Source organism: Salibacterium sp. K-3 (assembly GCF_054052005.1).
The window spans coordinates 209,294-235,271 of the sequence record NZ_JBSVZE010000001.1; the positions used below are offsets into that span (position 1 = coordinate 209,294).

Consider the following 25,978-nt stretch of genomic DNA (forward strand, 5'->3'; position numbering starts at 1 on the left):
CGGATGGTTCTAGAATCCTGAAATGAAAAAACTTCACATCCCAAGGTAGAAAAGAGCCTGTTTTCCTTTGAAAAATGCTGGCATAAATACCGCAAATATGTTTATAATGAAAAGTATGATTTTGAAGAACGGTGATAGAAACAGTGTCTGTTTTCGCTCGGGAACATGTCTGTATGGACGGTTCTCCCGGAGGACATGAATACTTTGTAAAAAAAGGAGTGTGCGGTCCTTGAGTATTTCTGATTATAATGAAGAAGAAATTGAAGAAATGTCTGCGATAGAGCTCGCTCATATTCTGCTGGAAGATGAAAAGAAGCCTTATGAATATGCAGCATTGGTCAATCGAATCGCTGAACTGAAAGGGTTGACCTCGGATCAATCAAAAAACCGGAAGACAAAACTGTTCACAGCGATGAACCTGGACGGACGGTTTGTCCATCTCGGCGAGAACCATTGGGGCCTGCGCGGCTGGTATACGCTCGATCAGACGGATGAAGACTTAAGCCATACTGTTCAGAGCGATGACGTAAAGAAAAAACCGGACGAAACCGATGAGTTTGATGACGACTTTGATGATGATTTTGAAGACATCGAAGACGAACTCGATGAGCTGTCCCAGGAAGAAAATGCCGAAGATGAAGAAAAAACGAAACCGCTGGACGGGTTTGAAAGTGAAGATGTGGAAGAACCGAATGATGATGATTCCTACTGACTGGCACAGGATTTAGCAGAAGATCCTCTTATTTTGGTGCTTGACTTTTAAAATAAGGCTCGGTAAAATCATTTTTGGGCTTAAACAGATATATATTTTTATTCCATAAATGAATCGAAACGAAAGTGCGCCCCCTCGCCGGGAGTGGTGTCACTTTTGTTTTTTTTATGAACAGACCGTCTCGTTCTTGCGATGCTATTAAAAGAAAAAAAGGAGTAGATGAATGCATGGCAGTCAAATATATCTTTGTAACCGGAGGGGTTGTATCATCGCTCGGGAAAGGGATCACCGCCGCTTCGCTGGGACGTCTTCTGAAAAACCGCGGCCTCGATGTGACGATCCAGAAGTTCGACCCTTACATTAACGTGGATCCAGGGACGATGAGCCCTTATCAGCACGGCGAAGTGTTTGTCACCGATGACGGTGCGGAAACGGATCTCGACCTGGGTCATTATGAACGCTTCATCGATATCAACCTGAACAAAAACAGCAATGTAACAACGGGGAAAGTTTACTCGTCGGTGATCCGCAAAGAACGGCGTGGGGATTATCTCGGCGGTACCGTACAGGTCATTCCGCATGTCACAAATGAAATCATTGAACGGGTCTACCGTGCCGGCCGCGAAACCGGAGCGGATGTCGTCATCACCGAAATCGGCGGAACGGTCGGCGATATCGAAAGCCTGCCGTTTCTGGAAGCGATCCGGCAGATAAAAAGCGATGTCGGTGTCGAAAATGCCATGTATATTCATTGTACACTGATTCCTTATTTATCCGCTGCCGGCGAGTTGAAGTCCAAACCGACCCAGCACAGTGTCAAAGAGCTCCGCAGCCTCGGTATTCAGCCGAATGTGATTGTTGTACGGACCGAAAGTGCCGTGCCTCAGGAGATGAAAGAGAAGATCGCCCTCTTCTGTGATATTCACAGGGATGCTGTGATTGAGTGTTCGGATGCGGATACGCTCTACCAGATTCCGCTCGATCTGCAGCGGCAGAAGATGGATCAGATTGTATGCGATTATCTGAAACTCGACGGCGGACATGCGGATATGGAAGAGTGGAAGATGCTTGTTGAAAAAGTGCAGAATCTTTCCGGCCGGGTAACCATTGCCCTTGTCGGTAAGTACGTATCGCTCCCTGATGCTTATCTTTCAGTTGCTGAGTCTCTGAAACATGCCGGTTATGCGTTCGATTCCTACGTGGATATTCAATGGATCAACTCAGAAGAAGTGACTCCGGACAATATCGCAGACAAACTGAAAGAGGCTGATGGTATTCTTGTACCGGGAGGCTTTGGAGACCGGGGAATAGAAGGGAAATTAACCGCTATCCAATATGCCAGGGAAAATAAGATCCCATATCTTGGAATATGTCTTGGAATGCAGCTGGCTTCGGTGGAATATGCCCGCAACGTGGCAGGGATCGAGGGAGCCGGATCGGCAGAGCTTGATCCGGACACAGCAGATCCTGTCATCGACCTGCTCCCAGAGCAGAAAGAAGTCGAGGATATGGGAGGCACCCTCCGGCTCGGCTTATACCCCTGCAAGCTGCATGAAAACACCATAGCGCAGTCAGCTTATGGGGAAGAGGTGGTATATGAACGCCACCGTCACCGTTATGAATTCAATAACGCCTACCGCGATCTGATGGAAGAAGCCGGGTTCCTTTTCAGCGGGACAAGCCCGGATGGGAGACTGGTGGAAATTATTGAACTGGAGAATCATCCATTTTTTGTGGCCTCCCAGTTCCATCCTGAATTCGTGTCCCGCCCGACCAGACCGCAGCCGCTGTTCCGCGAATTCATTCAGGCCTCCATCAACCAGAACCAGTAATGAAAAAGAGCCGTTTTCCTTTTCGGAACGGCTCTTTTTTATTAAACCATGGCGAACGACAGGTAAGACCCTGTCTGTTTCTTATTCTTCATCACAATTCTTCGAGCATTTCTTTCATGTTCAAAAAGAGAAGCTGGCCGGCAAACAGAGAGCATAGGGCGGACGGGTCTCCCAGCCTCTCCCCGTCTTCCCCGGGCACGATGCCGCCTTTTACGTGCGTGTCGAGCCATACGTCCGTAGGTTCCAGCTCCAGTCCGCTCTCTTCTTCGGAAAACGGTGCTGTGATAACTACCGGAATTTCCCGCTGCACCAGGTTTGCAGCTGTTCTCTGAAGTGCTGTCTTCTCTTCATGTCCGGCAAACAGCAGCACCCGGTCATCCATTTCGGCTGCCACGTCTTTATCCAAAGGAACATATTCAGTCTGCCGCGGGGCATCCGGATGCATCGCCAGGGTGGATGCTGTTCCCGCCATGGAGGGGGTTCCGCCGATCAGAAGGCGCCCTGTTCCCGCCGGCCCCTGAACCAGAAGCCTGGCTCCATTTTCTATCGCTTCTTCCTCTGCTAAAATATGTTGAAAAGCCCCCTGCAGCTGAGTGGAAAAAATTTTCATTTTCTTCCCGCCTTTTCTCCAGTGTCATGTCCATCGTAAACGAAATTCTTATTCCTGTAAAAATACTCGTAGAAGCAGGAAAAAAGAGGACAGATATGGAAGAAGTAACAATCAGGATAGGTACGGAATACGCGGAATACGGGGCAGCGTTTAGAGAAAGAGGGGAAACGGCATGAAAAAAATACTTATTGTAGATGATCAATACGGCATAAGAGTCCTGTTACAGGAAATACTCCAGAAGGAAGGACATTATATTCTGCAGGCCTCTAACGGGAGCCGGGCCCTTGAACTGCTGAAAGAAGAACATCCTGATCTGGTGCTGCTGGATATGAAAATTCCCGGCATGGACGGGGTGGAAATTCTGCAGAAACGAGCAGAACAAGGGCTGGCTCCAGGGACGAGCGTCATTTTAATGACAGCGTACGGAGAACTGAGCATGATGCAGGAGGCTGAGCAGCTGGGGGCTTCCTCTTATATTTCCAAACCATTCGACATTGACCAGGTCAGAGAAGAAATTCAAAAATACCTCCCATGACCTCTTTTGCTTCCTTTCCCCGGGAAACAAAATATGAAAGCGCTCGCTCCGTTTACAGCGTTACAACTTTTCCTCCGAGTGCGGATGAAAATCTTTTATCATATGCTATAATGTACCAAGAACAGAATAAAAGCTCCTTGATCAGCTTTGTTACATAGCGGTGCGCGTTTTGAGGCAGGCAGACCTGAAGGAGGATGTTTCATGCCATTGGTGTCAATGAAAGAGATGCTGGATGAGGCCAAAGCCAACCGTTATGCGGTCGGCCAGTTTAACTTGAATAACATGGAGTTTATTCAGGCCATTCTGCAGGCGGCGGAAGAAGAACGGTCCCCCGTCATCTGCGGGGTATCCGAAGGATCAGCCCGTTACATGAGCGGTTTCAACCCGGTGGTGGAAATGGTAAAAACCTTTATGGAAGCTCACAGCATCACCGTTCCTGTAGCGATCCATCTGGACCACGGTTCCAGCTTCGAAAAGTGTGTCGAAGCCATCCGGGCAGGTTTTACCTCCGTGATGATCGATGGGTCTCATTATCCGCTGGAAGAAAACATTGCTCTGACGAAACGGGTGGTGGATGCTGCTCATTCTGTCGGCGTCTCCGTGGAAGCAGAACTCGACCGCATCGGCGGCCGGGAAGACAATGTTGTTGTGGAGGATGCGGAAAAAACGTATGCTATCCCGTCCGAATGCAGGAAGCTGGTGGAAGAAACGGGAGTGGACTGTTTCGCACCGGCTCTTGGTTCCGTGCACGGCCCCTACAAGGGGGAACCCAACCTTGACTTTGACTGCATGAAAGAAATGGACAGCTTTGCCGGCATTCCGCTCGTTCTGCACGGCGTTACAGGCCTTCCTGCCGATGATGTACAGAAGGCCATCAGCTACGGACATGCCAAGATCAACGTGAACACCGAAAGCCAGATCTCGTCGGCTGCAGCAGTTCGCAGAACCCTCGAAGAAAAACCGGAACTTTATGATCCGCGGAAATACATGGGGCCGGCACGTGACGCCGTGAAAGACACGGTCAAAGCAAAAATGCGTGAATTCGGATCGTCCGGCCGCGTGTAACACAGCGGGGTAAAGGGAAAAGAGTTAGTAGCGTATCGGCCGCTCCGGGCTGTACCTGTTAACTCTTTCATTTATAAGAATTGAGGAGGCGGGAATATGAAATTTTTCATTGATTCAGCGAACATGGAAGAGATAAAAGAAGCTCATGAACTGGGAATTCTGGCCGGGGTAACGACCAATCCAAGTCTGGTTGCCAAAGAAGGGGCTGACTTTCAGGAAAGACTGAAAGAAATCACTTCGCTTGTGAAAGGTTCGGTCAGCGCGGAAGTCATTTCAACCCAGGCTGACGGCATGCTCGCTGAAGGGCGGGAGCTGGCTCAGATAGCTCCGAATATTACGGTGAAGGTTCCGATGACTGAAGAAGGTTTGAAAGCGGTTAAGGTCTTTTCCGAGGAAAATATCAAAACAAATGTGACCCTTGTCTTCTCTTCTGTACAGGCCTTGATGGCTGCAAGAGCAGGAGCATCTTACGTATCCCCGTTTTTAGGCCGGCTGGATGACATCGGGCATAACGGGCTCGATCTGATTAGTGAGATTGCAGAAATTTTTGACGAACACGATATTGATACAGAAATTCTCGCTGCCTCTGTCCGTCATCCGCTTCACGTATCCGAATCCGCAGCGAGAGGCGCAGACATTGCGACTCTTCCGCTGAAAGTGATCCGTCAGCTCTTTAACCATCCATTGACCGATCAGGGTATTGAAAAGTTCCTCAATGACTGGGAGAACCGGTAGGACACGGAAAGAGCGGATGTCAGGAAGCCTCTTCCCTCTAAAAAACGGACAACGGGAAAGGTCTATCTCCTTTCCCGATTGTCTATACTAAGAAAGATGCCTCTGACGAAATGGATCGGACACCATAAGACGAAGATGAGGAAGTGAGATACGCATGGAAAAGTTGATGATTGAAGGAGGACATCCTTTACATGGCAGTATACATATCAGCGGCGCGAAAAACAGTGCTGTAGCCTTAATTCCTGCCGCCGTGCTGGCCGATTCAAACGTATCGATCGAAAACCTTCCGAAAATTTCCGACGTGGAAACATTGGCTTCTCTGCTTGAAGATATTGGAGGGTCTGTCACGTATGACGGGACGAAAATGAACATCGATCCGTCCCGTATTGTACCGATGCCGCTTCCAAACGGCAGAGTGAAGACACTTCGGGCTTCCTATTACATGATGGGGGCCATGCTCGGCAAATTTAAAAAAGCCGCAATAGGTCTTCCGGGCGGCTGTAACCTGGGACCGCGCCCGATTGACCAGCATATCAAAGGGTTTGAAGCTTTGGGGGCGAAAGTGACGAATGAACATGGCGCCATCTATCTTCAGGCGGAAAAACTGACCGGAGCCCGCATTTATCTGGATGTTGTCAGTGTCGGTGCAACGATCAACATCATGCTGGCTGCTGTGAAGGCCGAAGGAAGGACAACGATTGAAAATGCGGCAAAAGAGCCGGAAATCATTGATGTAGCGACGATATTAACAAGCATGGGCGCTAAAATCAAAGGAGTCGGAACCGATGTTATCCGGATAGACGGCGTGGAGGAACTGACCGGATGCGTGCACTCTATCATTCCGGACCGGATCGAAGCCGGCACGTATATGATTGCCGCGGCTGCCAAAGGAAAAGAAGTGATGATTAATAACATTATTCCGGATCATCTGGAATCGCTGATGGCAAAACTCCGGGAAATGGGAGTGAGCGTGGAAACGGGGGATGAGCAGGTAAGAATCGCGACGTCGCCTGAATTAGCGAGCGTGGATATAAAAACCCTTGTATATCCAGGTTTTGCAACGGATCTGCAGCAGCCGGTTACCGCTCTATTGACAAGAGCCCGCGGCACAAGCGTCGTTACGGACACGATATACAATGCCCGGTTCAAGCATGTGGATGAACTGCGGCGGATGGGAGCCGATATCAAGCTGGAAGGGCGGTCCGCTCTCATTAACGGGAAGGGCGCGCTGCAGGGCGCAAAAGTAAAAGCTAGCGATCTCCGTGCCGGGGCTGCCCTTGTCGTGGCCGGTCTGATGGCTGAGGGCGTAACCGAAATTACCGGATTGGAACATATAGACCGCGGCTATGAAGACCTGGAAGAAAAACTGTTGGCCCTCGGGGCTCGGGTATGGAGAGAAGAACTTACAGCCAAGGAAATCAGACAAGTGAAAAGTTCGTAAAGTACATGGGGAGGGGAACGGAATGGAAAGAAGTTTATCCATTGAACTGGTACGCGTAACCGAAGCCGCCGCTTTATCGTCGGCGCGCTGGATGGGCCGCGGGAAAAAAGAAGAAGCAGATGATGCAGCCACAAGCGTAATGAGGGATGTATTTGACACCATCCCGATGAAAGGCACGGTGGTGATCGGGGAAGGAGAAAAAGACGAGGCACCGATGCTTTATATCGGGGAAAAACTCGGTACCGGTTTCGGTCCGAGAGTGGACGTGGCCGTGGATCCGGTAGAAGGTACCAATATCGTCGCCAACGGCATGGAAAATGCACTGACAGTGCTTGCCGTGGCCGACCAGGGATGCCTGTTGAATGCACCGGATATGTATATGCAGAAAATCGCCGTTGGCGCGGAAGCCGTCGGAAAGATTGATATTAACGCTCCGGTCCTTGATAACCTGAAAGCGGTGGCGGCAGCGAAAGGTAAAGACGTGGAAGATGTCGTCGTCACGATGCTCAACCGTGAACGCCACGCCTCTTTGATTCAGGAAGTGCGCGATGCCGGCGCCAGGATCAAGTTTATCCAGGAAGGGGATGTAGCCGCTGCGATTAACACGGCCTTCGATGAAACCGGGATCGATATTCTCCTCGGTGCCGGCGGAGCTCCGGAAGGTGTTCTCTCCGCCGTCGGCCTCAAGTGCCTCGGCGGAGAACAGCAGGGGAAGCTGCTTCCCAAGGATGATGAAGAGAAGAAACGCTGTGAAGAAATGGGAATCGATGACGTATCACGGGTGTTATATATGGAAGATATGGTCGCCGGCGACGATGCCATCTTTGCAGCCACCGGCGTGACAGACGGCGGTCTTCTGCAGGGCGTTCATTATAAAGGAGCCAGCGCGACCACCCAGTCTCTCGTGATGCGTGCCCGTTCCGGAACCGTAAGATTTGTGGATGGCAAACACAATGTAAAGAAAAAACCGGAGTTTGTCATCAAAACAAACTGACCAGCAGTCAGAAGGGGTGCCCCGGAAGAAAAAGGGGCATTCCTTTTTCAGCATTTGTACCTTATGTGACATTTTTTGCCGCGGTTCCCCTGAATTCATTGTTGCTATTCTTAAAAAAACGTGTTTACAATATGTGATAGACGGGAAAAATAATTTGATAACGTCCTTCCTCTTCAAAGAATCATTTTATCAGCTTTTTCAACCGCAACCCGCAGAGATCCCTCCGAACCAATGATTATCCATGGAAAACTCCTATCCCAGTTTCATTCATAGATAGAGAACAAACATAGAAAAAAAGAAAATGGACTATTGCAGAAAAGTGGTGACGATGATTGAGTGTAAATTTAGCGGAACTGGAAAATAAAACGCTGAAAGAACTTTATACACTCGCCAAAGAGTATAAAGTGTCTTACTACAGCAAACTGACCAAACGTGAATTGATTTTTGCCATACTGAAGGGCCAGGCTGAAAAAGACGGGTATATGTTTATGGAAGGGATTCTTGAAATCATCCAGACGGAAGGATACGGGTTTCTTCGTCCTATCAATTACCTGCCGAGCTCCGAGGATATTTATATCTCCGCCTCCCAGATCCGTCGTTTTGACCTGAGAAACGGCGATAAAGTATCCGGAAAGGTCCGTCCGCCAAAAGATTCAGAACGGTACCACGGGCTGTTGATGGTGGAAGCGGTCAACGGAGACGACCCGGACTCTTCCAAGGAACGTCCTCATTTTCCGGCGCTGACTCCGTTATATCCCGAAGAGCGGATGAACCTGGAAAACAAACCGGGACGCGCCGGCACAAGGATTATGGATATGGTTACACCGGTAGGTTTCGGCCAGCGCGGACTTCTTGTCGCCCAGCCGAAAGCAGGGAAGACGTCCCTCTTAAAAGAAGTAGCCAACAGCATTACAGAGAATCACCCTGAAACGGAATTAATCGTGCTCCTGATCGATGAACGCCCCGAAGAGGTGACCGATATTGAACGATCGGTGGACGGCGATATTGCCAGCTCCACCTTTGACGAAGTGCCGGAAAACCATATCAAGGTATCGGAACTGGTGCTGGAGCGGGCCATGCGGCTCGTGGAGCACAAGAAAGATGTGGTCATTTTAATGGACAGCATTACCCGCCTTGCCCGTGCCTACAACCTGGTCATTCCACCGAGCGGCCGTACGCTTTCCGGCGGGATCGACCCGGCGGCGCTGCACCGCCCGAAACGGTTTTTCGGGGCGGCACGGAATATTGAAGAAGGCGGGAGCCTCACTATTCTGGCGACAGCCCTGGTGGAAACCGGATCCCGGATGGACGACGTGATTTATGAAGAGTTTAAGGGAACCGGGAATATGGAACTGCATCTCGACCGCCGCCTGGCCGAGCGCCGGATTTTCCCTGCGATCGATATCCGCCGTTCCAGCACAAGAAAGGAAGAACTCCTTCTATCCAAAGAGCATTTGGAAAATCTCTGGGCCATGCGCAAAACCATGAACGATTCGCCGGATTTCATTGATCATTTTATCCGCAAGGTCAAGCAGACAAAAACGAATGATGAGTTCTTTGAAGAACTGGAAAAGGATAAACAGAAAGGCCGCAGCACGAACCGGCGCACGTAACGGAATGATAAAGAAGTAGTTGAAAAATAATAGCGGGATTGTTATAATCTCGTTATGTGTGAGATCAAACGCTGACGAGAAGATAGCGTCTATGCCGCATTAACCAGGTAGGGAACGCGGCATGTCACCACCAGAAGCAAAAGGAGTGAATACAAATGAAGCAGGACATCCATCCGGATTTTCAGAAAGTCGTATTTTTGGATACAAGCACAGGCTTTAAATTCTTGAGCGGTTCCACGAAATCTTCCGATGAAACGATTGAGTGGGAAGACGGCAACACGTATCCGCTTTTGAAGGTGGAGATCAGCTCTGACTCCCATCCGTTCTATACCGGAAAGCAGAAGCTGGCCGATGCCGGCGGTCGTATCGACCGTTTCAAAAAGAAATACAACCTCGACTAATATGGCCGCATCCGCAACAGGCAGGGGACGAATCCCCTGCCTGTTTTTTTTAGTATCGTAAAACCTCCCTCTTTTTCTGTTCCTTTTTTCCTATTTGACTTCTCCATGAAGAAAAAGTATTGAAAAACATTCGGAACCCATCTATTATTGCATTAGGGAAACTTTTTGTCATATATAAAAATAAATTAGTCGGGGGTAAAAAAATGAGCTTGTTGAAACAAATCGTTGTGTTCACCAGCGGCATCCTGTTTCTCGGGGGATGCGGGGTCGGAGAAAATGCAGGGTCATCGGAAGGTTCGGAAGGCGGCACCTTGTCTGTTGTAACAACAACCGGTCAGATAAGGGATATCGCTGAACACATAGGTGGAGATCAGGCTGAGGTGAAGGGAATGATGGGGCCTGGTGTGGATCCGCACCTGTATGAACCGACACAGCAGGATGTGATGAATCTGACAGAAGCGGATCTGAATCTTTACAATGGGCTGAATCTGGAAGGGAATATGGGGGATGTATTTCAGAATGTAGAAAACGAAACCCCGAGTTATGCGGTCGGAGAGAATATCCCGGAAGATGTGCTTATTTCCGGGGGAGAAGATTATCCTCATGATCCGCACGTATGGTTTGACCCGGACAGATGGGCGTATGCCGTGGAAGCTGTGAGGGATGCATTCATTGAAGTGGACGAAGAAAACAGCGAAGGATATGAAGAACGTGCCGGGGAGTACCTCGATATGCTGGAGGAAGTGGATGCATATGCCGAAGAACAGATTCAGAAAATTCCGGAAGAAAGCCGGGTGATTGTGACCGCCCATGACGCTTTCAGCTATTTCGGCGATGCATACGGCATGGAAGTACAGGGCCTGCAGGGTATCAGCACCGACGCGGAATTCGGTGTCGGGGACGTTAACCATATCGTGGACTTGATGGTAGAGCGGAGCATAGGAGCATTATTTGTGGAATCCAGCGTCTCCGAACAGGCGGTGAATTCCGTCGTGGAAGGGGCAGAGGAACGAGGCCAGCAGGTTGAAATCGGCGGGGAGCTGTATTCGGATGCGATGGGAGAAGCCGGAACGGAAGAAGGAACGTATGAAGGCATGTTCCGGCACAACATTGACACGATCGTATCGTCTCTCCAGTAAAAGAAGGAGGCAGAGTGATGAGTAATGCACTGGACGTTCAGAATATAACAGTAGCTTATCAGGAATCCGCTGTTCTGGAGAATGCCGCATTTTCTGTTCCGAAGGGGAAACTGGTCGGTATTGTCGGTCCCAATGGAGCAGGTAAATCGACTCTTCTTAAGGCGGTGCTGGATCTTGTGCCGAAACTGCACGGGCGTGCCGTCTTTTTTGGAGAGGACCTGAAAACGGTTCGATCGAGCATCGGTTACGTGCCGCAGCGCGGCGAAGTGGACTGGGATTTTCCGACCGATGCTCTGGATGTGGTGACGATGGGGCGCTACGGCCACGCGGGACTCTTCCGCCGGCCGCGGAAACAGGATAAAGAGATCGCTTTTCAGAGTTTACAGGAACTTGGAATGGAGCAATTTGCGAAAAGACAGATCAGGCAGCTTTCCGGAGGGCAGCAGCAGCGGGTTTTTCTTGCCCGCGCGATGGCACAGGATGCTTCCCTGTACATTATGGATGAACCATTTGCCGGCGTGGATGCTAAAACCGAACGTGCCATCATCCAGTTAATGCAGAAATGGAAGCAGGAAAACAAAACCATTATCGTCGTGCATCATGATCTGCAGACGGCGCAGGAATATTTTGACTGGATGATTCTCTTGAATAAACATGTCGTCGCACATGGGCCGACAGAGGATGTGTTTACAAAAGAGAAGCTGCAGGAAGCTTACGGTGGCCAGCTTGCCTTTTTCCAGTCTGCCGCCTCTGAACAGGCGGGGAATCCATCATGATGCAGGAATGGTTGTCTCTGCTTGAAAGTCCCAACCTCCGCTGGGTTCTTTTCGGCACGATGTTTTTGGGGATCGCAAGCGGTGTGATTGGTTCATTCGTGCTGCTGCGTAAAGAGAGCCTGGTAGGCGAAGCTATGTCCCACGCGGCGCTGCCCGGTGTGTGTCTTGGATTTTTCATTGCCGGAAGAGAGCTGCCGGCACTGATGATCGGTGCTGCTGCCTTCGGTTTTATCAGCCTGTGGGGCATACGCGTGATTCACAGGAACACAAAACTGAAACAGGACACAGCCATCGGTTTGATTCTTTCTGTTTTTTTCGGACTCGGTATTGTACTGCTGACCGTGATTACCAACAGTTCGGCGGGTAATAAGAGCGGACTGGACAGTTACATTTTCGGCCAGGCCGCTTCCATGGTGCAATTCGATGTCTGGATGATGAGCGGTATCGCTGTATTGGTTATCGCGGCATCCTTTCTGTTTTTTAAAGAATGGAAGCTGGTCATTTTTGATCCGCTGTTCGCCGGCGGGCTGGGATGGAAGACGAACACGCTGAACAGCATCCTGAGTCTGTCCATTGTGCTGATTGTGACAGCAGGAATCCAGGCGGTAGGCATTATTTTAATGTCGGCGCTCATTATCACTCCTGCCATCGCAGCAAGGTACTGGACCGACAGGCTCGGGGTAATGGTCATTCTTTCCGCTCTGATCGGCGCATTGTCCGGCTTTTCAGGCGCGGCTCTCAGTGCCGCAAGCAGCGGCATTCCCACGGGCCCGGTTGTTGTACTGATTGCAACCGCCATCTTTGTGCTGTCTTTTCTATTTGCCCCTAAAAGAGGGAAGCTGGCTCAAATCATCGAGTATCGAAGGTTCCGGCGCCGGTGGAAAAAACAGCAGGCTGTGGAGGCGCTGCAATTGGTCCCGGATGCAGCCGATTCCCGGTATGCTTCCTGGCAGAAAGCGCTCGGTGCTGAACACAGCGAGGCCAGACGGTTATGGAATTGGCTGAAAAAGAACAGGTATCTCACATGATGGGGAAAGGAGGAGACAGTCTTGACCTATGAAGGATGGATTATTATAACCGGTGTGCTGGTCGGAGCCTCGTGCAGTATCATTGGTGTACTGCTTGTGCTGCGGCAGATGGCGATGATTTCAGATGCCATCAGTCACACTGTGATTCTTGGTCTGGTATCGGCGTTTTTACTAACCAGCACGCTGGATAGTTTCACGATGCTTCTCGGGGCGGCGGTGGCGGGGTTATTAACAACCCTTGTCATTCAGCTGCTCCAGAATTCCGGTGTGCAGCCGGACGCTGCCATAGGAGTGACATTCACCGCGTTTTTCGCGCTCGGTGTCTTTCTGATCTCCCGGTATGCGGGGAATGTCCACCTGGACGTTAATCACGCGCTGATGGGGGATATCGCGTTTGTTCCCTTTCAGACGGTGACGCTCTTTGGTGTACCTGTACCTCAGGCGTTTCTTTTTGTCAGTGTGGTACTTCTGCTTAACCTTATCCTGATCGGGCTCCTGTATAAAGAGTGGAAGATATCCACGTTTGATCCGGCCCTGGCTGTATCGCTCGGCATACCGGCCGCTTTTCTTCACTATCTGCTTATGACGATGACATCGGTCACCGCTGTTTCTTCCTTTGATAGCGTCGGGGCGGTGCTTGTCGTTGCCTTTATGATCGTACCGGCCGCTTCGGCGTATCTTTGGACCAGCAGACTTTCCACCATGTTTGTATACAGCATTCTGTTCAGTGCGGCCGCCTGTTTCAGCGGATATTATGCCGCCAAATGGCTGAACGTATCGATTTCCGGAAGCATGGCGGTCATGACCGGCGTCATTTTCCTGATTTCCTTTCTGTTTGCCGGAGAAGGAGGGGTCTTCCCCCGCTTGATACGACAGAAAACACAAAAGCGTAAGGGATGGAGCGAAGTTCCTTATTCTTCCATGGAAACAAAGCAGGAAAGCTTGAAAGGATAACCCGGAAAAGTTCCCCGTGACCTATTGAATACATTCTGAATTTCAGGGAAAATAAGAAAAGAATAAACGTAATTTAACGGGATGTAGTAAGGGGAACAAGAATGTACATGATAAGAAAAGAAGGTTGGATGGAAGTCATCTGCGGCAGCATGTTTTCCGGAAAATCCGAAGAACTGATACGCCGTATCCGCCGCGCGGCATACGGCAATCTGAACGTCATTGTGTTTAAACCTGCGCTTGATGACCGCTACAGCGAAGAAGAAGTCGTGTCCCACAACGGAACGAAAATATGGGCCAAAGCAGTAGCTCATTCCCATGATATTCCTCCAATGCTCGAAGAAGGCGTGCAGATGGTGGCAGTGGATGAGACCCAGTTTTTTGACCGCGGAATTATAGAAGTCGCCCAGCACCTGGCGGACCGGGGCATCCGGGTGGTGGTGGCCGGACTGGATCAGGACTTCCGCGGGGAACCGTTTATGCAGGTGAAGGAACTGATGGCCGCAGCCGAGGAAGTGATCAAGCTGCAGGCGGTCTGCCCGTGCTGTGGATCTCCTGCTTCCCGCACACAGCGGCTGATCGAAGGCCGGCCTGCCCACTATGACGATGAAGTTATTCTCGTCGGCGCCGATGAAGCCTATGAACCACGGTGCCGGCACTGCCATGATGTACCCGGAAAACCCGAAAACGATTTTTCGGTGGAATCGGTATAACAGCAGAAACAGAAGACTGTCCGAACGGACGGTCTTTTTTTGTAGGTTTGCATGGAAACGGGGTTTGGCTGGTATTCAGTATGATTTCGCTTGTAATGAATGCAGGTTGGCTGATAACCAGGCTTCCGCGGCGGGTACATGCCCTGTTTTGACGCGTAAGCTCTGCGAAATGACCGGTATTAAGAAAAAAGGAAGCAGTCATCACCTGAATGAAAATCAAAGGAGTGGAAAACATAAGACAAAAACCGACAGAAGGAGAGAGCGTTAATGAAATATATCATTCTCTTTATGATCAGCGGACTGCTTATGTTCTCCGTATCCTGTGAACAGGATAAGTCTCCGCAGGCGGAGGGAAATACCGGAACAGGGCCTTCGGCCGGACCACTGCAGAGTCCGGAGCCGGCAACACCTTCGGATTATAACCAGGGGCCCGGTGATGTCTCGATGACGACCAAAGAGCAGAATCAGGGCAATGATAACGCCAGAGTAAAGGATATCGCCCGACGGCTTGGTTTTTCTCCAAAATACGTCACCTTCGGCGGCCGGCATGCCTACCTTTACACGACAGGTGATGCCTCATGGAATAAAAAACAAAAACAGAAAAAGCAGCAGGAATTGAAGCAGCAGTATAAACAGGAATTTCCGAGATACCAGGTTCATGTTACTGTTTTGGACGGATAAAAATAGTATGGGGATAGATCCGAACGATGGGAGATGCTGCGCGTGAACATCCTGTTCCGTCCAAAACGGTGTGGTTACAAGCCGAACAGGGCGATTTACATGCCAAAGAAATTCGTTTACAAGTGGACGGCTCCAAGGACCATCATCCGCCGCACCCTGGTGAAAACAGCTGTAACATCGATGGTATACAAAAAACCCGGACGATCCACTGAAGAATCGTCCAGGTTTCACGTTATATATTGTTGGTCTGGGGGATACTGTGATGCACCAATGGGCGTTTAGTGGTTCCAGAGCTCCACGCAGCAGCCGCTATTTTCTGCTCACAGCACCTTAGTATCCGTGAAAAACCGTTTAGTGGACACTAATGCGCCCGGTCCGTCTGTTCGTGGCTGCAGACATGGTCAGGTCGCACGCCGTACCGTCTGCTGGATCGGGTCCCATACACCGTTGTACGGCGGGGCATACGACAGATCCAGATCTTCGTATTCATCGAGGGTCATCCGATGAAAAAGGGTGGCTGCCAGCACATCGATGCGTTTGGCTGCGCCGGATTCTCCGATAACCTGGCCCCCGATCACCTCTTCTGTATCGGTGCGGTACAGCAGCTTCAGATGCAGTGGTTTTTTGCCTTCAAAGTAACCGGCTTTATCGGAAGCGCGGTGGGTTACGGTATCATAAGGGAACTGCATCGCCCTGGCTTCTGTTTCATTTAATCCGGTTTTGGCAAGCGTCAAATCGAAGAAGCGCAGAATGGACGTACCGACAATTCCCTGAAAAGCTTTCGGAATGCCCGCCATATTCTTTCCGGCGGCACGGCCCTGTTTATTGGCATGCGTGCCGAGCGGGACATAATCATTTTTTTCCTTCATGCGGTGGTACTGGACGGCGCAGTCGCCTGCTGCGTATACATTGTTTACATTCGTCTGCATGTAGGCGTCCACCTGGACTGCCCCGTTATCCCAAAGATGAATGCCGGTATGTTTCAGGCATTCGGTATTGGGCCGGATACCTGCTGTGACAATAACTAAATCTGTCTCATACCGGTTCGAAGAGGTGCGTACCGCTTCCACCCTTTCTTCTCCTTCCAGCGTGGTGACGGATTCTTCCAGGCACAATTCCACGCCGTGCTTTCCTGCTTCTTCGTGAATGAGCGGCGTCATGTCCGGATCAAACATTTTGGCGATCCGGTTGTTGCGTTCGATGATCCGCACGTCCCGTCCGGTTTCAACCAGATTTTCGGCGAGCTCCAGCCCGATGTAGCCGCCGCCGATAATCGTCACATCGCGGACGTTATCAAGATCCCCGGTGATTGATTCAATATCCGGAATTGTCTTCAGTGTATGTACCCCTTTCAGGTTCCGCCCCGGCCAGTCAGGAAGAACAGGCGCGCCGCCGGTGGCAACAAGAAGTTTATCGTAAGGCATCTCAAAAGGTGTTCCGTTATTCAGATCCTTCCCGGAAACAACCTGCTTCTCTGTGTCGACGGTTTCGACATGGTGATATACCCTCGCATCGATGCCGTATTTCTCCCGGAAGGTTTCCACATCCCGGGCTATCAGGTTCTCTGTGCTCTCGACCTCTCCGCCGATGATGTAGGGGAGTCCGCACTGCGCATAAGAATAAATACCGCCGGCTTCCAGCGTTGTAACCTCGGCATCTTCCACATTGCGGATAATCTGCATCGCCGCACTCATCCCGGCAGCATCCCCGCCGATAATAACAAACTTCATACAATAGACTCCTTTAACCAATATACTGGTACCAGTATTCCCTCCCTGGAAAAATAGAAACCTATTTTCTGCCTGGAAGAGGGATAACCTTAAGATTCAGATTTTAATGGAGCAATAAGCGGCGGGAGTGTGGATACTCCAGTGAAGTGACAGGGTGGAAGAAATATCGTAATACGAACCGGCTGGTAAGTAAACGACGTTTGGATAACGGCTCCCGGTTTAAACGTCGTTATGAGCACGTGTAAATGACGTTTGTGCGCGGAAAAAGAAGCCAAACGTAACGTTGGAGCGCCATGATGACGTTTAGGCGGGATACGAACATCCCAAACGTCATCATGAAAGGTTTTACGTGACGTTTTCACGGGCATCCGGTGTAAAAACGTAACGTAAGCGCCGTTCTTTTTCTTTCCGAACCGTAACCGCGATAGGTATTTCACACGAGATACTCCGTGCCGGGTCCTTTTGACGGGGAGCAGGCATTATACTATAATTAGAATGTTATGCAACCGATAAAGAGGTGAAAGCTTGTGCTAGAACGTCTGCAAGCCGTGGAAGACCGTTACGAACAGCTGAATGAATGGCTGAGTGATCCGGATGTGGTGAACGATACGGCGAAATTACGCGAGTATTCCAAAGAACAGGCGGAAATTTCAGAGATCGTCCAGAAATACCGGGAATATAAAGACACGACCACCCAGTTGGAAGATGCGAAAACGATGCTCCAGGACAAACTCGATGACGAAATGGAAGAGATGGTAAAAGCGGAGATCGAGGAACTGTCGGAGAAGAAAGAAGAGCTGGAAGAGACGCTCCGTGTCCTGTTGCTCCCGAAAGATCCGAATGATGACAAGAATGTGATTGTGGAAGTCCGCGGAGCCGCAGGCGGCGATGAGGCCTCCCTGTTTGCGGCGGACCTGTATAAGATGTACAGCCGTTTCGCCGAGAAAAACAACTGGAAAGCCGAAGTCATCGAGTCGACCCCGACGGAACTCGGCGGCTTCAGTAAAATCATATTTATGATCAACGGTGAGGGCGCCTATTCAAAGATGAAATATGAGAACGGGGCGCACCGGGTGCAGCGGGTGCCGAGCACCGAGTCCGGCGGCCGTATCCATACATCGACGGCAACCGTGGCTGTACTGCCGGAAGCCGAAGAAGTCGAAGTGGAGCTTCATGACAAGGACATCCGTGTCGACACGTTCGCTGCCAGCGGACCGGGCGGGCAGAGCGTAAATACGACCATGTCTGCGGTTCGTCTAACCCATGAACCGACAGGCATTGTGGTGTCCTGCCAGGACGAAAAATCCCAGCTTAAAAACAAGGATAAAGCGATGAAAGTCCTCCGCGCCCGCATTTATGACATGTACCAGAAAGAGGCGGAAGCTGAATACGCGGAGAACCGCAAGTCCGCCGTTGGTACCGGGGACCGGTCGGAGCGGATCCGCACGTACAATTTTCCACAGAGCCGCGTGACGGACCACCGTATCGGCCTCACCGTGCAGAAGCTCGATCAGGTGCTGCAAGGCGAAATCGAAGAAATCATTGAAGCCCTGATAGTGGAAGAACAGGCGGAAATGATGGAAGAGGCAGGCGAAGCCTGAATGAAACCGGCCTATATCTACGAAGCCCTGAACTGGGCTTCGTCTTTTTTAGAAAAAAACAAAAGAGAGGCGCGGGCGGCGGATCTTTTAATGAAACACCATCTGGGAACCGACTGGGCAGGTTTTCATCTATCCCGTCGCGAGGTGCTCAGCACCCCTGTGTGGGAAGCATTCCAGCACGATGTGATCCGGCACAGCCGGGGGGTCCCCGTTCAGCACCTGATGGGGTACGAAGAGTTTTACGGACGTCCTTTTCTTGTGAATGAAGACGTACTGATACCGAGACCGGAAACGGAGGAGCTGGTGGACGAGGTGCTGCGCTGGATCCGGAAACAGCGCATTTCAAGGCTGCAGGTGGCTGATATCGGAACCGGGAGCGGTGCGATTGCCATCACGCTTGCCCTTGAAGCTCCGGACGTACAGGTAACAGCAGTGGAACTCGATAAGAAAGCCCTCAGAACCGCGCAGCAAAACGCGGCCGATCTCGGGGCGGACGTGAAATTTCTCCAGGGCAGCCTCCTGGATCCGCTCCTTGAAAATGATAAAAAGTATGACGTGATTGTCTCGAACCCTCCTTATATCCCGAGGGGAGAGTGGCAGGCACTGGATCCGCTCGTCCGGGACCATGAGCCGGAGCAGGCGCTTGTCGGCGCAGAGGACGGACTGGCCTGCTACCGGAATATGGCAGTTCATCTACCGGCTTTGCTGCAGACGGGGGGCCTCGCCGCATTTGAAATCGGGGACCGGCAGGCAGAAGCTGTCACCTCTCTTCTGCAGAAGGAGCTGCCGCTGGCTGACATAGAATGGCGGCATGATTTGAACAAAAAACCGCGCATGGTATTTTGTGAAAGAATCGATGTGTAGCACGGAAAAAAGATGTCGAAGGGTTCATCGTTTATAAAAGCCGGGCACTGTCCACAATGATTCAGGAAAGGACGGTGTCAGGTTGATGCGTTATAAAGCTCTTATCTTTGTATGTTTTTTTGTTCTTTTGTGCTGGCTGCAGATGGAGCAGCAGCAGAACGCGGCAGCCTCTGACGCGGGTGTACAGGCGATACCGGAAGAAGCCATAAGGCTCCGTATTCTTGCCCACGATAATTCGCCGGAGGAACAGCTCCTCAAAACGGAAGTCCGGGACGCTGTAAATCAGCAGATCGAAAGCGAAATAACCGTGGAGATTGAGAAAGACGAGGCCCGGACACGGCTGCAGGAAGCCCTGCCGGATCTTGAGACAACGGTGGAGGAGATTCTTGCTTCCCGGGACATGCAGGATCGGGATTTCTCGATCGCCCTGAAATCAAACGTCGATTTTCCGACGAGAATTTACGGCCCCCTTGTCTATCCCGCCGGCAGCTATGAAGCACTTGTCGTGACGATCGGAAAAGGAGAAGGAGACAACTGGTGGTGTGTACTGTTTCCTCCGCTCTGTTTTCTTCAGTCGGAAGAATCTGTGGATAACACCTCTGATATTGTGGATGAAGAGGACAGACAGGGAGAAAATGTGGAAAAACAGAAGGATTCTGTGGATGAAAAAGAAGAGTATCAATTCTTTGTTGTGGAAAAATGGAAAATCTGGTTTGGGGACGAGAGTTAAACATCGGTTTCTGTACTGTCATATCAAGGTTATTTTATTATCCACAACTTTCAACAAGGTTGTGGGTATCTTTTTTATATTTGCCTGGATAAAGGATCTTTTCTTATAATGACAGGGGGTAACGGAACGGTGATAAGGGGGAGGAACGTTGAGTTATAAACAGACAAAAGTTTGGTATGTGGATAAGTGGGATGGAGAAGAACCTTCACCCCCTGAGATAGAAGAGGCCGGATTGTGTATAAGACAAGGGGAAACGGTGGCTTTCCCGACAGAAACGGTATATGGACTGGGTGCCGATGCTTCAAGAGATGAAGCAGTGGATAAAATTTTTGAAGCAAAAGGCCGGCCGGGGGATAACCCGCTGATTGTCCACATTGGCAGCCGGGCGCAGTGGCAGGACCTGGCGTACCGGATTCCGGACATGGCAGAAAAACTGGCTGATGCTTTCTGGCCGGGACCGTTAACCTTGATCGTGCCAAAAAGCAATGCCGTTTCTGAAAAAGTCACGGCGGGACTGTCGACCGTCGCCGTCCGGATGCCGCAGCACCATGTGGCGCGGACGCTTATCAACAGGGCCGGGGTTCCTGTCGCAGCGCCCAGCGCAAACCGCTCGGGACGGCCGAGCCCGACAAAAGCAGAGCACGTATGGCACGATCTTGACGGCAGAATTGCCGGTATTGTTCAGGGTGGTGAAGCCGGGTACGGCCTTGAATCCACCGTGGTGGACTGCACAGGGAATAAGGCCGTCATTCTGCGCCCAGGCGGTATCACAAGAGACGAGCTGGCCGGCGTACTCGGCTCCGAAAACGTGGCATCCCCGGCTGCATCGGTCAAGGAAGAGGCACCGAAAGCACCCGGCATGAAATACCGCCATTATGCTCCGTCCTCTCCTCTGGTGCTTGTGGATGAAAGCGTCCATGAAGCTGTCCAAAAGGCGCGGCAGGATGGAAGAACAGTAGGTGTAATGGCGGTGGATGAACACCGGGGAAAGCTGGAAAAAGATTGTGATGTATTCATTCCACTTGGTTCCAGAGACGACCTTCAGGCGGTTGCCGCCCATTTGTATGATAATCTGCGCCGTGCCGATCAAAGCGGCGTGGACGTGATTTTCTGCGAGACTTTTCCGGCAGATGGAATCGGAGAGGCGGTTATGAATCGTCTCGAAAAAGCCGCTTCAGGATCCTGAATGTTCCGCTTCCGGCATGCATACCTTGTATAAGCATGTCCGGAAAGGGGAGCTCGGAATGGAAGGCTGGATTGTACTGTGCGGTATCGCGGCTGCATTAAGCATGGATGCTTTTTCCATGTCACTGGCTGCCGCCATGAATCAGTCAAAGCCGATCCATCGTTTCAAAACAGCGGCAGCCGTCGGTTTCTTTCATATGATGATGCCATGCTTCGGATTGTTCGGCGGCAGATGGATCGCAGAATCGTTTGAAAAGGCGGCCCTCGTGGCGGGGGGAGCTCTTCTGCTTGTGACAGGTCTGCAGATGATCTGGTCAGCAGTCCGAAAAGAAGAAAACGGCACGGCGATTCTGCCGTATGGAACCGGTATTATTATATTTGCGGTGCTTGTCAGCCTGGACAGTTTTTCAATCGGCATCTCTCTTGGCATTCTACAGACATCCTGGTTCAAAGTCCTCGTTCTGTTCGGCGCTTTTAGTGCGATGTTTACCTGGGCCGGCCTTGCATTAGGCGGAAGACTTCAGCACATGTTCGGCCATGCCGGAGAGGCTGCCGGCGGTGTCATTCTGTTCATCCTCGGCTTAAAGCTGATTCTTTAATGAACATATCTGTGATAAAATAGAACATACATTACGAACAAAAGGAAGGAACCACGGATGACCCACGTATTGTTTGTCTGTACTGGTAATACATGTCGAAGTCCGCTGGCGGAGGCGCTTCTCCGGGAAAAAGGAAGAGAAGATATCGAGGTGCAGTCCGCCGGGTTGGCGGCTCAGCCGGGAATGTCCGCTTCTAAAGATACGGTTGAGGTTCTCAGAGAACGGGATATAGAGCTCCGCCATGCTGCCAGACCGTTGACGAAAGAACGGGTGGAATGGGCGGATCTTATTCTGACGATGACAAAAAATCATCACGACATGACCGCGAAGCAGTTCCCTGAGGCGGCGGATAAAGTGTTTACCATCAAGGAATTTGCGCAAGAGGAAGGCGGTACGGGTGACATTATGGATCCTATCGGTGAATCGCGCGACACCTACCGCACGATGGCGGACGAGCTTGAAGTGCTGATCGAAAAGGTACTCAAACAGCTGGAAAAAGCCTGACAAGTCCGGGATCATAAAATCAGGAGGAGATACCGTGAAAATCGCAATCGGATCGGACCACGCCGGTCACAAACTGAAAATCGAAGTTGAAAAAGTACTGCAGAATATGGATATTGAATTAGAAGATCACGGCTGCAACTGTGAAGAGTCGGTGGATTATCCCGACTATGCCCTTCCGGTTGCTGAAAGCGTAGCTGCCGGCAATGCAGATAAAGGCATACTTATCTGCGGCACCGGTATCGGAATATCAATTGCCGCCAATAAAATCAACGGCATCCGTGCTGCGCTCTGCCACGATGTGTTCAGCGCCAAAGCCTCCCGTGCCCACAATAACAGCAATATTCTCGCGATGGGAGAACGCATTCTCGGGCCGGGACTTGCCGGAGAGATTGTACAGGCCTGGCTGGAAACCGACTTCGAAGGCGGGCGCCACGCTGACCGTGTCGGTAAAATGATGGCGATGGAGGAAAAATAACGGAGACGGGGCCGCCGGCTCCGTTATTTTTTTCGGAAAGGGCGATGTGTGATATCCTGAAAAAAGAGGTGATCGGCATGAATCATGAAATCAAGGAGTGGCAGACCTCGCTGCAGGGCTGCCTGGATGTGCTGCAGGAGCGGCTGACTTTTAATAAGCGGAACGTATTCGTGATCGGTGCCAGTACGAGTGAAGTCACCGGCAGCCGGATTGGGTCTGCCGGATCGGAGGAAGCCGCGGAAGCGTTATATGATATCTTGTCGTCGTTTCAGGAGGAGACCGGCGTTCATCTTGCCTTTCAGGGATGTGAGCATATCAACCGAGCGCTTGTGGTGGAGCGTGCTTCTGCGGAATGGTTCGGCTTCGAGGAAGTGGTGACGGTCCCCCACCGCCGCGCAGGAGGCGCCATGGCCGCCCACGCCTATTCTTCTTTTTCCGATCCCGTTGTCGTGGAGCATGTCCGTGCCGATGCCGGCATTGATATCGGTGACACCTTTATCGGGATGCATTTGAAGCATGTTGCCGTCCCGGTCCGAAGCCGTGTGACGTCAATCGGCGGTGCGCATGTCACGATGGCGGTTACACGCCCGAAGCTTATCGGCGGAGCCAGAGCCCGCTATCCGGAATCTTAATAATTTAACATTTTTTTTTGAAAAATTACGGATTCAGCAAAAAAATTCATGTTACAATAGCCCGTGAAAAGAATTTATTCGTTAAAAAACGAATGAGAGAGTGTGAGGAAAAGAAAGGAGTTACCTCTGAATGGAAACCATCAAAACGCAGGACCCCAGTATATACGCGGCCATGCAGGATGAACTGCAGCGTCAGCGCGACAAGATTGAACTTATAGCATCCGAAAACTTCGTCAGCCAGGCTGTCATGGAGGCGCAGGGTTCGGTACTTACCAATAAATATGCGGAAGGCTATCCGGGGCGGCGCTATTACGGCGGCTGTGAACACGTGGATGTCGTGGAGGATCTCGCACGCGATCGTGCCAAAGAACTGTTCGGTGCCGAACATGTGAACGTTCAGACTCACTCCGGCGCGCAGGCGAACATGGCGGTTTATTACACCGCGCTCGAGCAGGGAGATACCGTGCTCGGTATGAATCTCTCCCACGGCGGACATCTGACGCACGGAAGTCCTGTTAACTTCAGCGGTGTCCAGTACAATTTCGTGGAATACGGTGTGACGAAAGAAGATCAGGTCATTGACTATGAAGCTGTGCGGGAAGCGGCCCGAAAACATCAGCCGAAAATGATTGTCGCCGGAGCCAGCGCCTACCCGCGTGAAATTGATTTTGCAGCGTTCCGGGAGATTGCCGATGAAGTCGGTGCCTATCTGATGGTGGATATGGCCCATATCGCAGGACTGGTTGCCGCCGGTGTGCATCAGAATCCGGTGCCGCATTCGCACTTTGTAACCACGACAACGCATAAAACCCTGCGCGGTCCTCGCGGCGGCATGGTTCTCTGTGAAGAGCAGTTTGCCAGGAAGATTGATAAAGCCGTATTTCCGGGTCTTCAAGGCGGTCCGCTCATGCACGTGATTGCGGCAAAGGCGGTCTCTTTTGGAGAAGCACTCCAGGATGAATTCAAGACCTATGCCGAGAATATTGTAAAAAATTCAAAGCGTCTCGGTGCTGCGCTGCAGAATAACGGAATCGATCTTGTTTCCGGCGGATCGGACAACCACCTGCTCCTTCTCGATCTGCAGAGCCTGGGTATTACCGGTAAGGTCGGGGAAAAAGCGCTCGACGAAGTCGGCCTAACGACGAACAAGAACGCGATTCCGTTTGATCCGGAAAGCCCGTTTGTCACGAGCGGCATCCGTATCGGCACCGCTGCCGTTACATCCCGCGGCTTCGGTGAAGAAGAAATGGATGAAATAGGAGCGGTGATGGCCCTCACGCTGAAGCACCATGATGACGAAGAAAAGCTCAAAGAAGCCGCCCGCCGCGTCGACGCCCTTACATCCAGGTTCCCGATGTATCCGGAACTGTAATAGAGGGGGAACCTTGTCCTAAAAGAGGAGCGTGGGAAAATGCCCGCGCTCCTCTTTTTCATGCCACGGACGGCAGATGCCTGATACTCCCGGCCTTTGAGAGTCTTTTGCGACACGCGTTGGCTGGTATTGCAGTGCATTTGACGGGTAAATGCAAACATTTGGCTGGTACACCTCCTACATAAAAGCGGCAGGCAGTGTTTTTTCGCAAAAAATCAGAATCGCAGCTCTTTTCCAGAGCTCTTGAAGGGGCTGGGCTTTTTCTGTAGAATTTCAAAAGAACAGAGTTGTGTGCCTGCTGCCACAATCATCATATTCCGGGAGAGAACCCGGCACAAAGGAGCTGTGCACGTTATGGGAAACGTACATGTATTAGATCATCCATTGATTCAGCATAAGCTGACGTATATCCGGGATGTCTCCACAGGGACAAAAGAGTTCAGGGAACTGGTGGATGAGGTGGCTACCTTAATGGCCTTTGAAATCACCCGTCACCTGCAGCTGCAGGAAGTCACCGTGGAAACACCAGTAGGACCGGCCCAGTCTCATGCGCTGGCAGGTAAAAAACTCGGAGTGGTTCCGATTCTGCGGGCTGGTCTTGGTATGTCGGACGGCATTCTGAAGCTCATTCCGGCAGCGAAAGTAGGACATGTCGGCTTATACCGGGATCCGGAAACGTTAAAGCCGGTGGAATATTATGTAAAACTCCCCAGTGATGTGGAAGAACGCGAATTTATCGTGGTGGACCCGATGCTTGCAACCGGCGGATCCGCTGCAGATGCCATATCCAGCCTCAAAAAAAGGGGAGCCTCCAACATTAAACTGATGTGTCTGATCGCTGCACCGGAGGGTGTCGAAGAAGTGCATAAGATTCATCCGGAAGTTGATATCTATCTGGCTTCGCTCGATGAGAAATTAAATGAAAAAGGCTACATTGTCCCGGGACTGGGAGATGCGGGAGACCGCCTTTTCGGAACAAAATAGCACGATGAAGCTTCAGCCGCGCGCTGGGGCTTTTTTTATGCTGTGTGTCTCTGCATAAAACAGGCTGTTTGCTGCA

The 25,978-nt window shown here is 51.1% G+C and carries 28 protein-coding genes; 26 read left to right on the forward strand and 2 right to left on the reverse strand.

Annotated elements, in window-relative coordinates; translation table 11 throughout:
- The first annotated feature begins 229 nt into the window (after positions 1 to 229).
- On the forward strand, positions 230 to 712 hold the full coding sequence (rpoE, locus tag ACW9JV_RS01095) for a DNA-directed RNA polymerase subunit delta (RefSeq protein ID WP_457330495.1): 483 nt from the start codon (positions 230 to 232) through the stop codon (positions 710 to 712).
- 227 nt (positions 713 to 939) lie between these two features.
- Positions 940 to 2,544, forward strand: coding sequence for a CTP synthase (locus tag ACW9JV_RS01100; RefSeq protein WP_457330496.1), 1,605 nt, complete (start codon positions 940 to 942; stop codon positions 2,542 to 2,544).
- Between the two features lie 91 nt (positions 2,545 to 2,635).
- Here ACW9JV_RS01100 and ACW9JV_RS01105 read toward each other — a convergent pair whose 3' ends face one another.
- Positions 2,636 to 3,154, reverse strand: coding sequence for a DUF2529 family protein (locus ACW9JV_RS01105; protein ID WP_457330498.1), 519 nt, complete (start codon positions 3,152 to 3,154; stop codon positions 2,636 to 2,638).
- A gap of 172 nt (positions 3,155 to 3,326) precedes the next feature.
- Between ACW9JV_RS01105 and ACW9JV_RS01110 the strand changes: the two genes are divergently transcribed.
- From ACW9JV_RS01110 to ACW9JV_RS01175, 14 genes are all read left to right on the forward strand, one after another.
- The gene (locus ACW9JV_RS01110) at positions 3,327 to 3,689 is read left to right on the forward strand and encodes a response regulator (RefSeq protein ID WP_457330500.1); all 363 of its coding nucleotides are present in this window, start codon (positions 3,327 to 3,329) and stop codon (positions 3,687 to 3,689) included.
- A gap of 201 nt (positions 3,690 to 3,890) precedes the next feature.
- Entirely contained in the window at positions 3,891 to 4,754 is an 864-nt protein-coding gene (fba, locus tag ACW9JV_RS01115) for a class II fructose-1,6-bisphosphate aldolase (RefSeq protein ID WP_457330502.1), read from the forward strand.
- A 96-nt stretch (positions 4,755 to 4,850) separates the two neighbouring features.
- Positions 4,851 to 5,489 (forward strand): fructose-6-phosphate aldolase, encoded by a 639-nt coding sequence (gene fsa / locus ACW9JV_RS01120; RefSeq protein WP_457330504.1) that lies wholly within the window; start codon positions 4,851 to 4,853, stop codon positions 5,487 to 5,489.
- A 154-nt stretch (positions 5,490 to 5,643) separates the two neighbouring features.
- Complete coding sequence (locus tag ACW9JV_RS01125; RefSeq protein ID WP_457330506.1) at positions 5,644 to 6,930, forward strand: UDP-N-acetylglucosamine 1-carboxyvinyltransferase; 1,287 nt, start codon at positions 5,644 to 5,646, stop codon at positions 6,928 to 6,930.
- Between the two features lie 22 nt (positions 6,931 to 6,952).
- Positions 6,953 to 7,924, forward strand: a complete 972-nt coding sequence (glpX, locus tag ACW9JV_RS01130; protein ID WP_457330508.1) for a class II fructose-bisphosphatase — start codon at positions 6,953 to 6,955, stop codon at positions 7,922 to 7,924.
- Between the two features lie 332 nt (positions 7,925 to 8,256).
- A complete protein-coding gene (gene rho / locus ACW9JV_RS01135) occupies positions 8,257 to 9,537 on the forward strand; it encodes a transcription termination factor Rho (RefSeq protein WP_457330510.1) in 1,281 nt (426 codons plus the stop codon).
- Between the two features lie 155 nt (positions 9,538 to 9,692).
- Positions 9,693 to 9,938, forward strand: a complete 246-nt coding sequence (locus ACW9JV_RS01140) for a type B 50S ribosomal protein L31 (RefSeq protein ID WP_457330512.1) — start codon at positions 9,693 to 9,695, stop codon at positions 9,936 to 9,938.
- Positions 9,939 to 10,141: 203 nt separating this feature from the next.
- Complete coding sequence (locus ACW9JV_RS01145) at positions 10,142 to 11,077, forward strand: metal ABC transporter solute-binding protein, Zn/Mn family (RefSeq protein ID WP_457330514.1); 936 nt, start codon at positions 10,142 to 10,144, stop codon at positions 11,075 to 11,077.
- Between the two features lie 17 nt (positions 11,078 to 11,094).
- A complete protein-coding gene (locus ACW9JV_RS01150; protein WP_457330515.1) occupies positions 11,095 to 11,853 on the forward strand; it encodes a metal ABC transporter ATP-binding protein in 759 nt (252 codons plus the stop codon).
- Complete coding sequence (locus ACW9JV_RS01155) at positions 11,850 to 12,881, forward strand: metal ABC transporter permease (RefSeq protein WP_457330517.1); 1,032 nt, start codon at positions 11,850 to 11,852, stop codon at positions 12,879 to 12,881. Before ACW9JV_RS01150 ends, ACW9JV_RS01155 begins: the two co-directional genes overlap by 4 nt.
- Positions 12,882 to 12,902: 21 nt before the next feature.
- A complete protein-coding gene (locus ACW9JV_RS01160) occupies positions 12,903 to 13,835 on the forward strand; it encodes a metal ABC transporter permease (protein ID WP_457330519.1) in 933 nt (310 codons plus the stop codon).
- 101 nt (positions 13,836 to 13,936) lie between these two features.
- Positions 13,937 to 14,545 carry a thymidine kinase gene (locus ACW9JV_RS01165; protein WP_457330521.1) on the forward strand — a complete coding sequence of 203 codons (609 nt, stop codon included), beginning with the start codon at positions 13,937 to 13,939 and terminating at the stop codon, positions 14,543 to 14,545.
- A 267-nt stretch (positions 14,546 to 14,812) separates the two neighbouring features.
- Positions 14,813 to 15,226, forward strand: a complete 414-nt coding sequence (locus ACW9JV_RS01170; RefSeq protein WP_457330523.1) for a hypothetical protein — start codon at positions 14,813 to 14,815, stop codon at positions 15,224 to 15,226.
- Positions 15,227 to 15,252: 26 nt separating this feature from the next.
- The gene (locus tag ACW9JV_RS01175; RefSeq protein WP_457330525.1) at positions 15,253 to 15,438 is read left to right on the forward strand and encodes a hypothetical protein; all 186 of its coding nucleotides are present in this window, start codon (positions 15,253 to 15,255) and stop codon (positions 15,436 to 15,438) included.
- Between the two features lie 189 nt (positions 15,439 to 15,627).
- On the opposite strand, the gene ACW9JV_RS01180 is transcribed toward ACW9JV_RS01175, so the two are convergent.
- Positions 15,628 to 16,956, reverse strand: coding sequence for an FAD-dependent oxidoreductase (locus ACW9JV_RS01180; RefSeq protein WP_457330527.1), 1,329 nt, complete (start codon positions 16,954 to 16,956; stop codon positions 15,628 to 15,630).
- A 527-nt stretch (positions 16,957 to 17,483) separates the two neighbouring features.
- Here ACW9JV_RS01180 and prfA point away from each other — a divergent pair.
- From prfA to upp, 10 genes are all read left to right on the forward strand, one after another.
- Complete coding sequence (prfA, locus tag ACW9JV_RS01185) at positions 17,484 to 18,557, forward strand: peptide chain release factor 1 (protein WP_457330529.1); 1,074 nt, start codon at positions 17,484 to 17,486, stop codon at positions 18,555 to 18,557.
- Complete coding sequence (prmC, locus tag ACW9JV_RS01190) at positions 18,558 to 19,421, forward strand: peptide chain release factor N(5)-glutamine methyltransferase (protein ID WP_457330531.1); 864 nt, start codon at positions 18,558 to 18,560, stop codon at positions 19,419 to 19,421.
- 85 nt (positions 19,422 to 19,506) lie between these two features.
- The gene (gene spoIIR / locus ACW9JV_RS01195) at positions 19,507 to 20,151 is read left to right on the forward strand and encodes a stage II sporulation protein R (RefSeq protein ID WP_457334523.1); all 645 of its coding nucleotides are present in this window, start codon (positions 19,507 to 19,509) and stop codon (positions 20,149 to 20,151) included.
- 148 nt (positions 20,152 to 20,299) lie between these two features.
- On the forward strand, positions 20,300 to 21,337 hold the full coding sequence (locus ACW9JV_RS01200; RefSeq protein ID WP_457330533.1) for an L-threonylcarbamoyladenylate synthase: 1,038 nt from the start codon (positions 20,300 to 20,302) through the stop codon (positions 21,335 to 21,337).
- 58 nt (positions 21,338 to 21,395) lie between these two features.
- On the forward strand, positions 21,396 to 21,935 hold the full coding sequence (locus tag ACW9JV_RS01205) for a manganese efflux pump MntP (RefSeq protein ID WP_457330535.1): 540 nt from the start codon (positions 21,396 to 21,398) through the stop codon (positions 21,933 to 21,935).
- A 57-nt stretch (positions 21,936 to 21,992) separates the two neighbouring features.
- The gene (locus ACW9JV_RS01210) at positions 21,993 to 22,439 is read left to right on the forward strand and encodes a low molecular weight protein arginine phosphatase (protein ID WP_457330537.1); all 447 of its coding nucleotides are present in this window, start codon (positions 21,993 to 21,995) and stop codon (positions 22,437 to 22,439) included.
- Between the two features lie 34 nt (positions 22,440 to 22,473).
- Positions 22,474 to 22,914 carry a ribose 5-phosphate isomerase B gene (gene rpiB, locus ACW9JV_RS01215; RefSeq protein ID WP_457330539.1) on the forward strand — a complete coding sequence of 147 codons (441 nt, stop codon included), beginning with the start codon at positions 22,474 to 22,476 and terminating at the stop codon, positions 22,912 to 22,914.
- Between the two features lie 77 nt (positions 22,915 to 22,991).
- Positions 22,992 to 23,546: a TIGR01440 family protein gene (locus tag ACW9JV_RS01220; protein WP_457330541.1), complete on the forward strand. Its 555-nt coding sequence runs from the start codon at positions 22,992 to 22,994 to the stop codon at positions 23,544 to 23,546.
- A gap of 130 nt (positions 23,547 to 23,676) precedes the next feature.
- A complete protein-coding gene (gene glyA, locus ACW9JV_RS01225; RefSeq protein WP_457330543.1) occupies positions 23,677 to 24,918 on the forward strand; it encodes a serine hydroxymethyltransferase in 1,242 nt (413 codons plus the stop codon).
- Between the two features lie 354 nt (positions 24,919 to 25,272).
- Positions 25,273 to 25,902: a uracil phosphoribosyltransferase gene (gene upp / locus ACW9JV_RS01230; RefSeq protein WP_457330545.1), complete on the forward strand. Its 630-nt coding sequence runs from the start codon at positions 25,273 to 25,275 to the stop codon at positions 25,900 to 25,902.
- Positions 25,903 to 25,978: the final 76 nt, after the last annotated feature.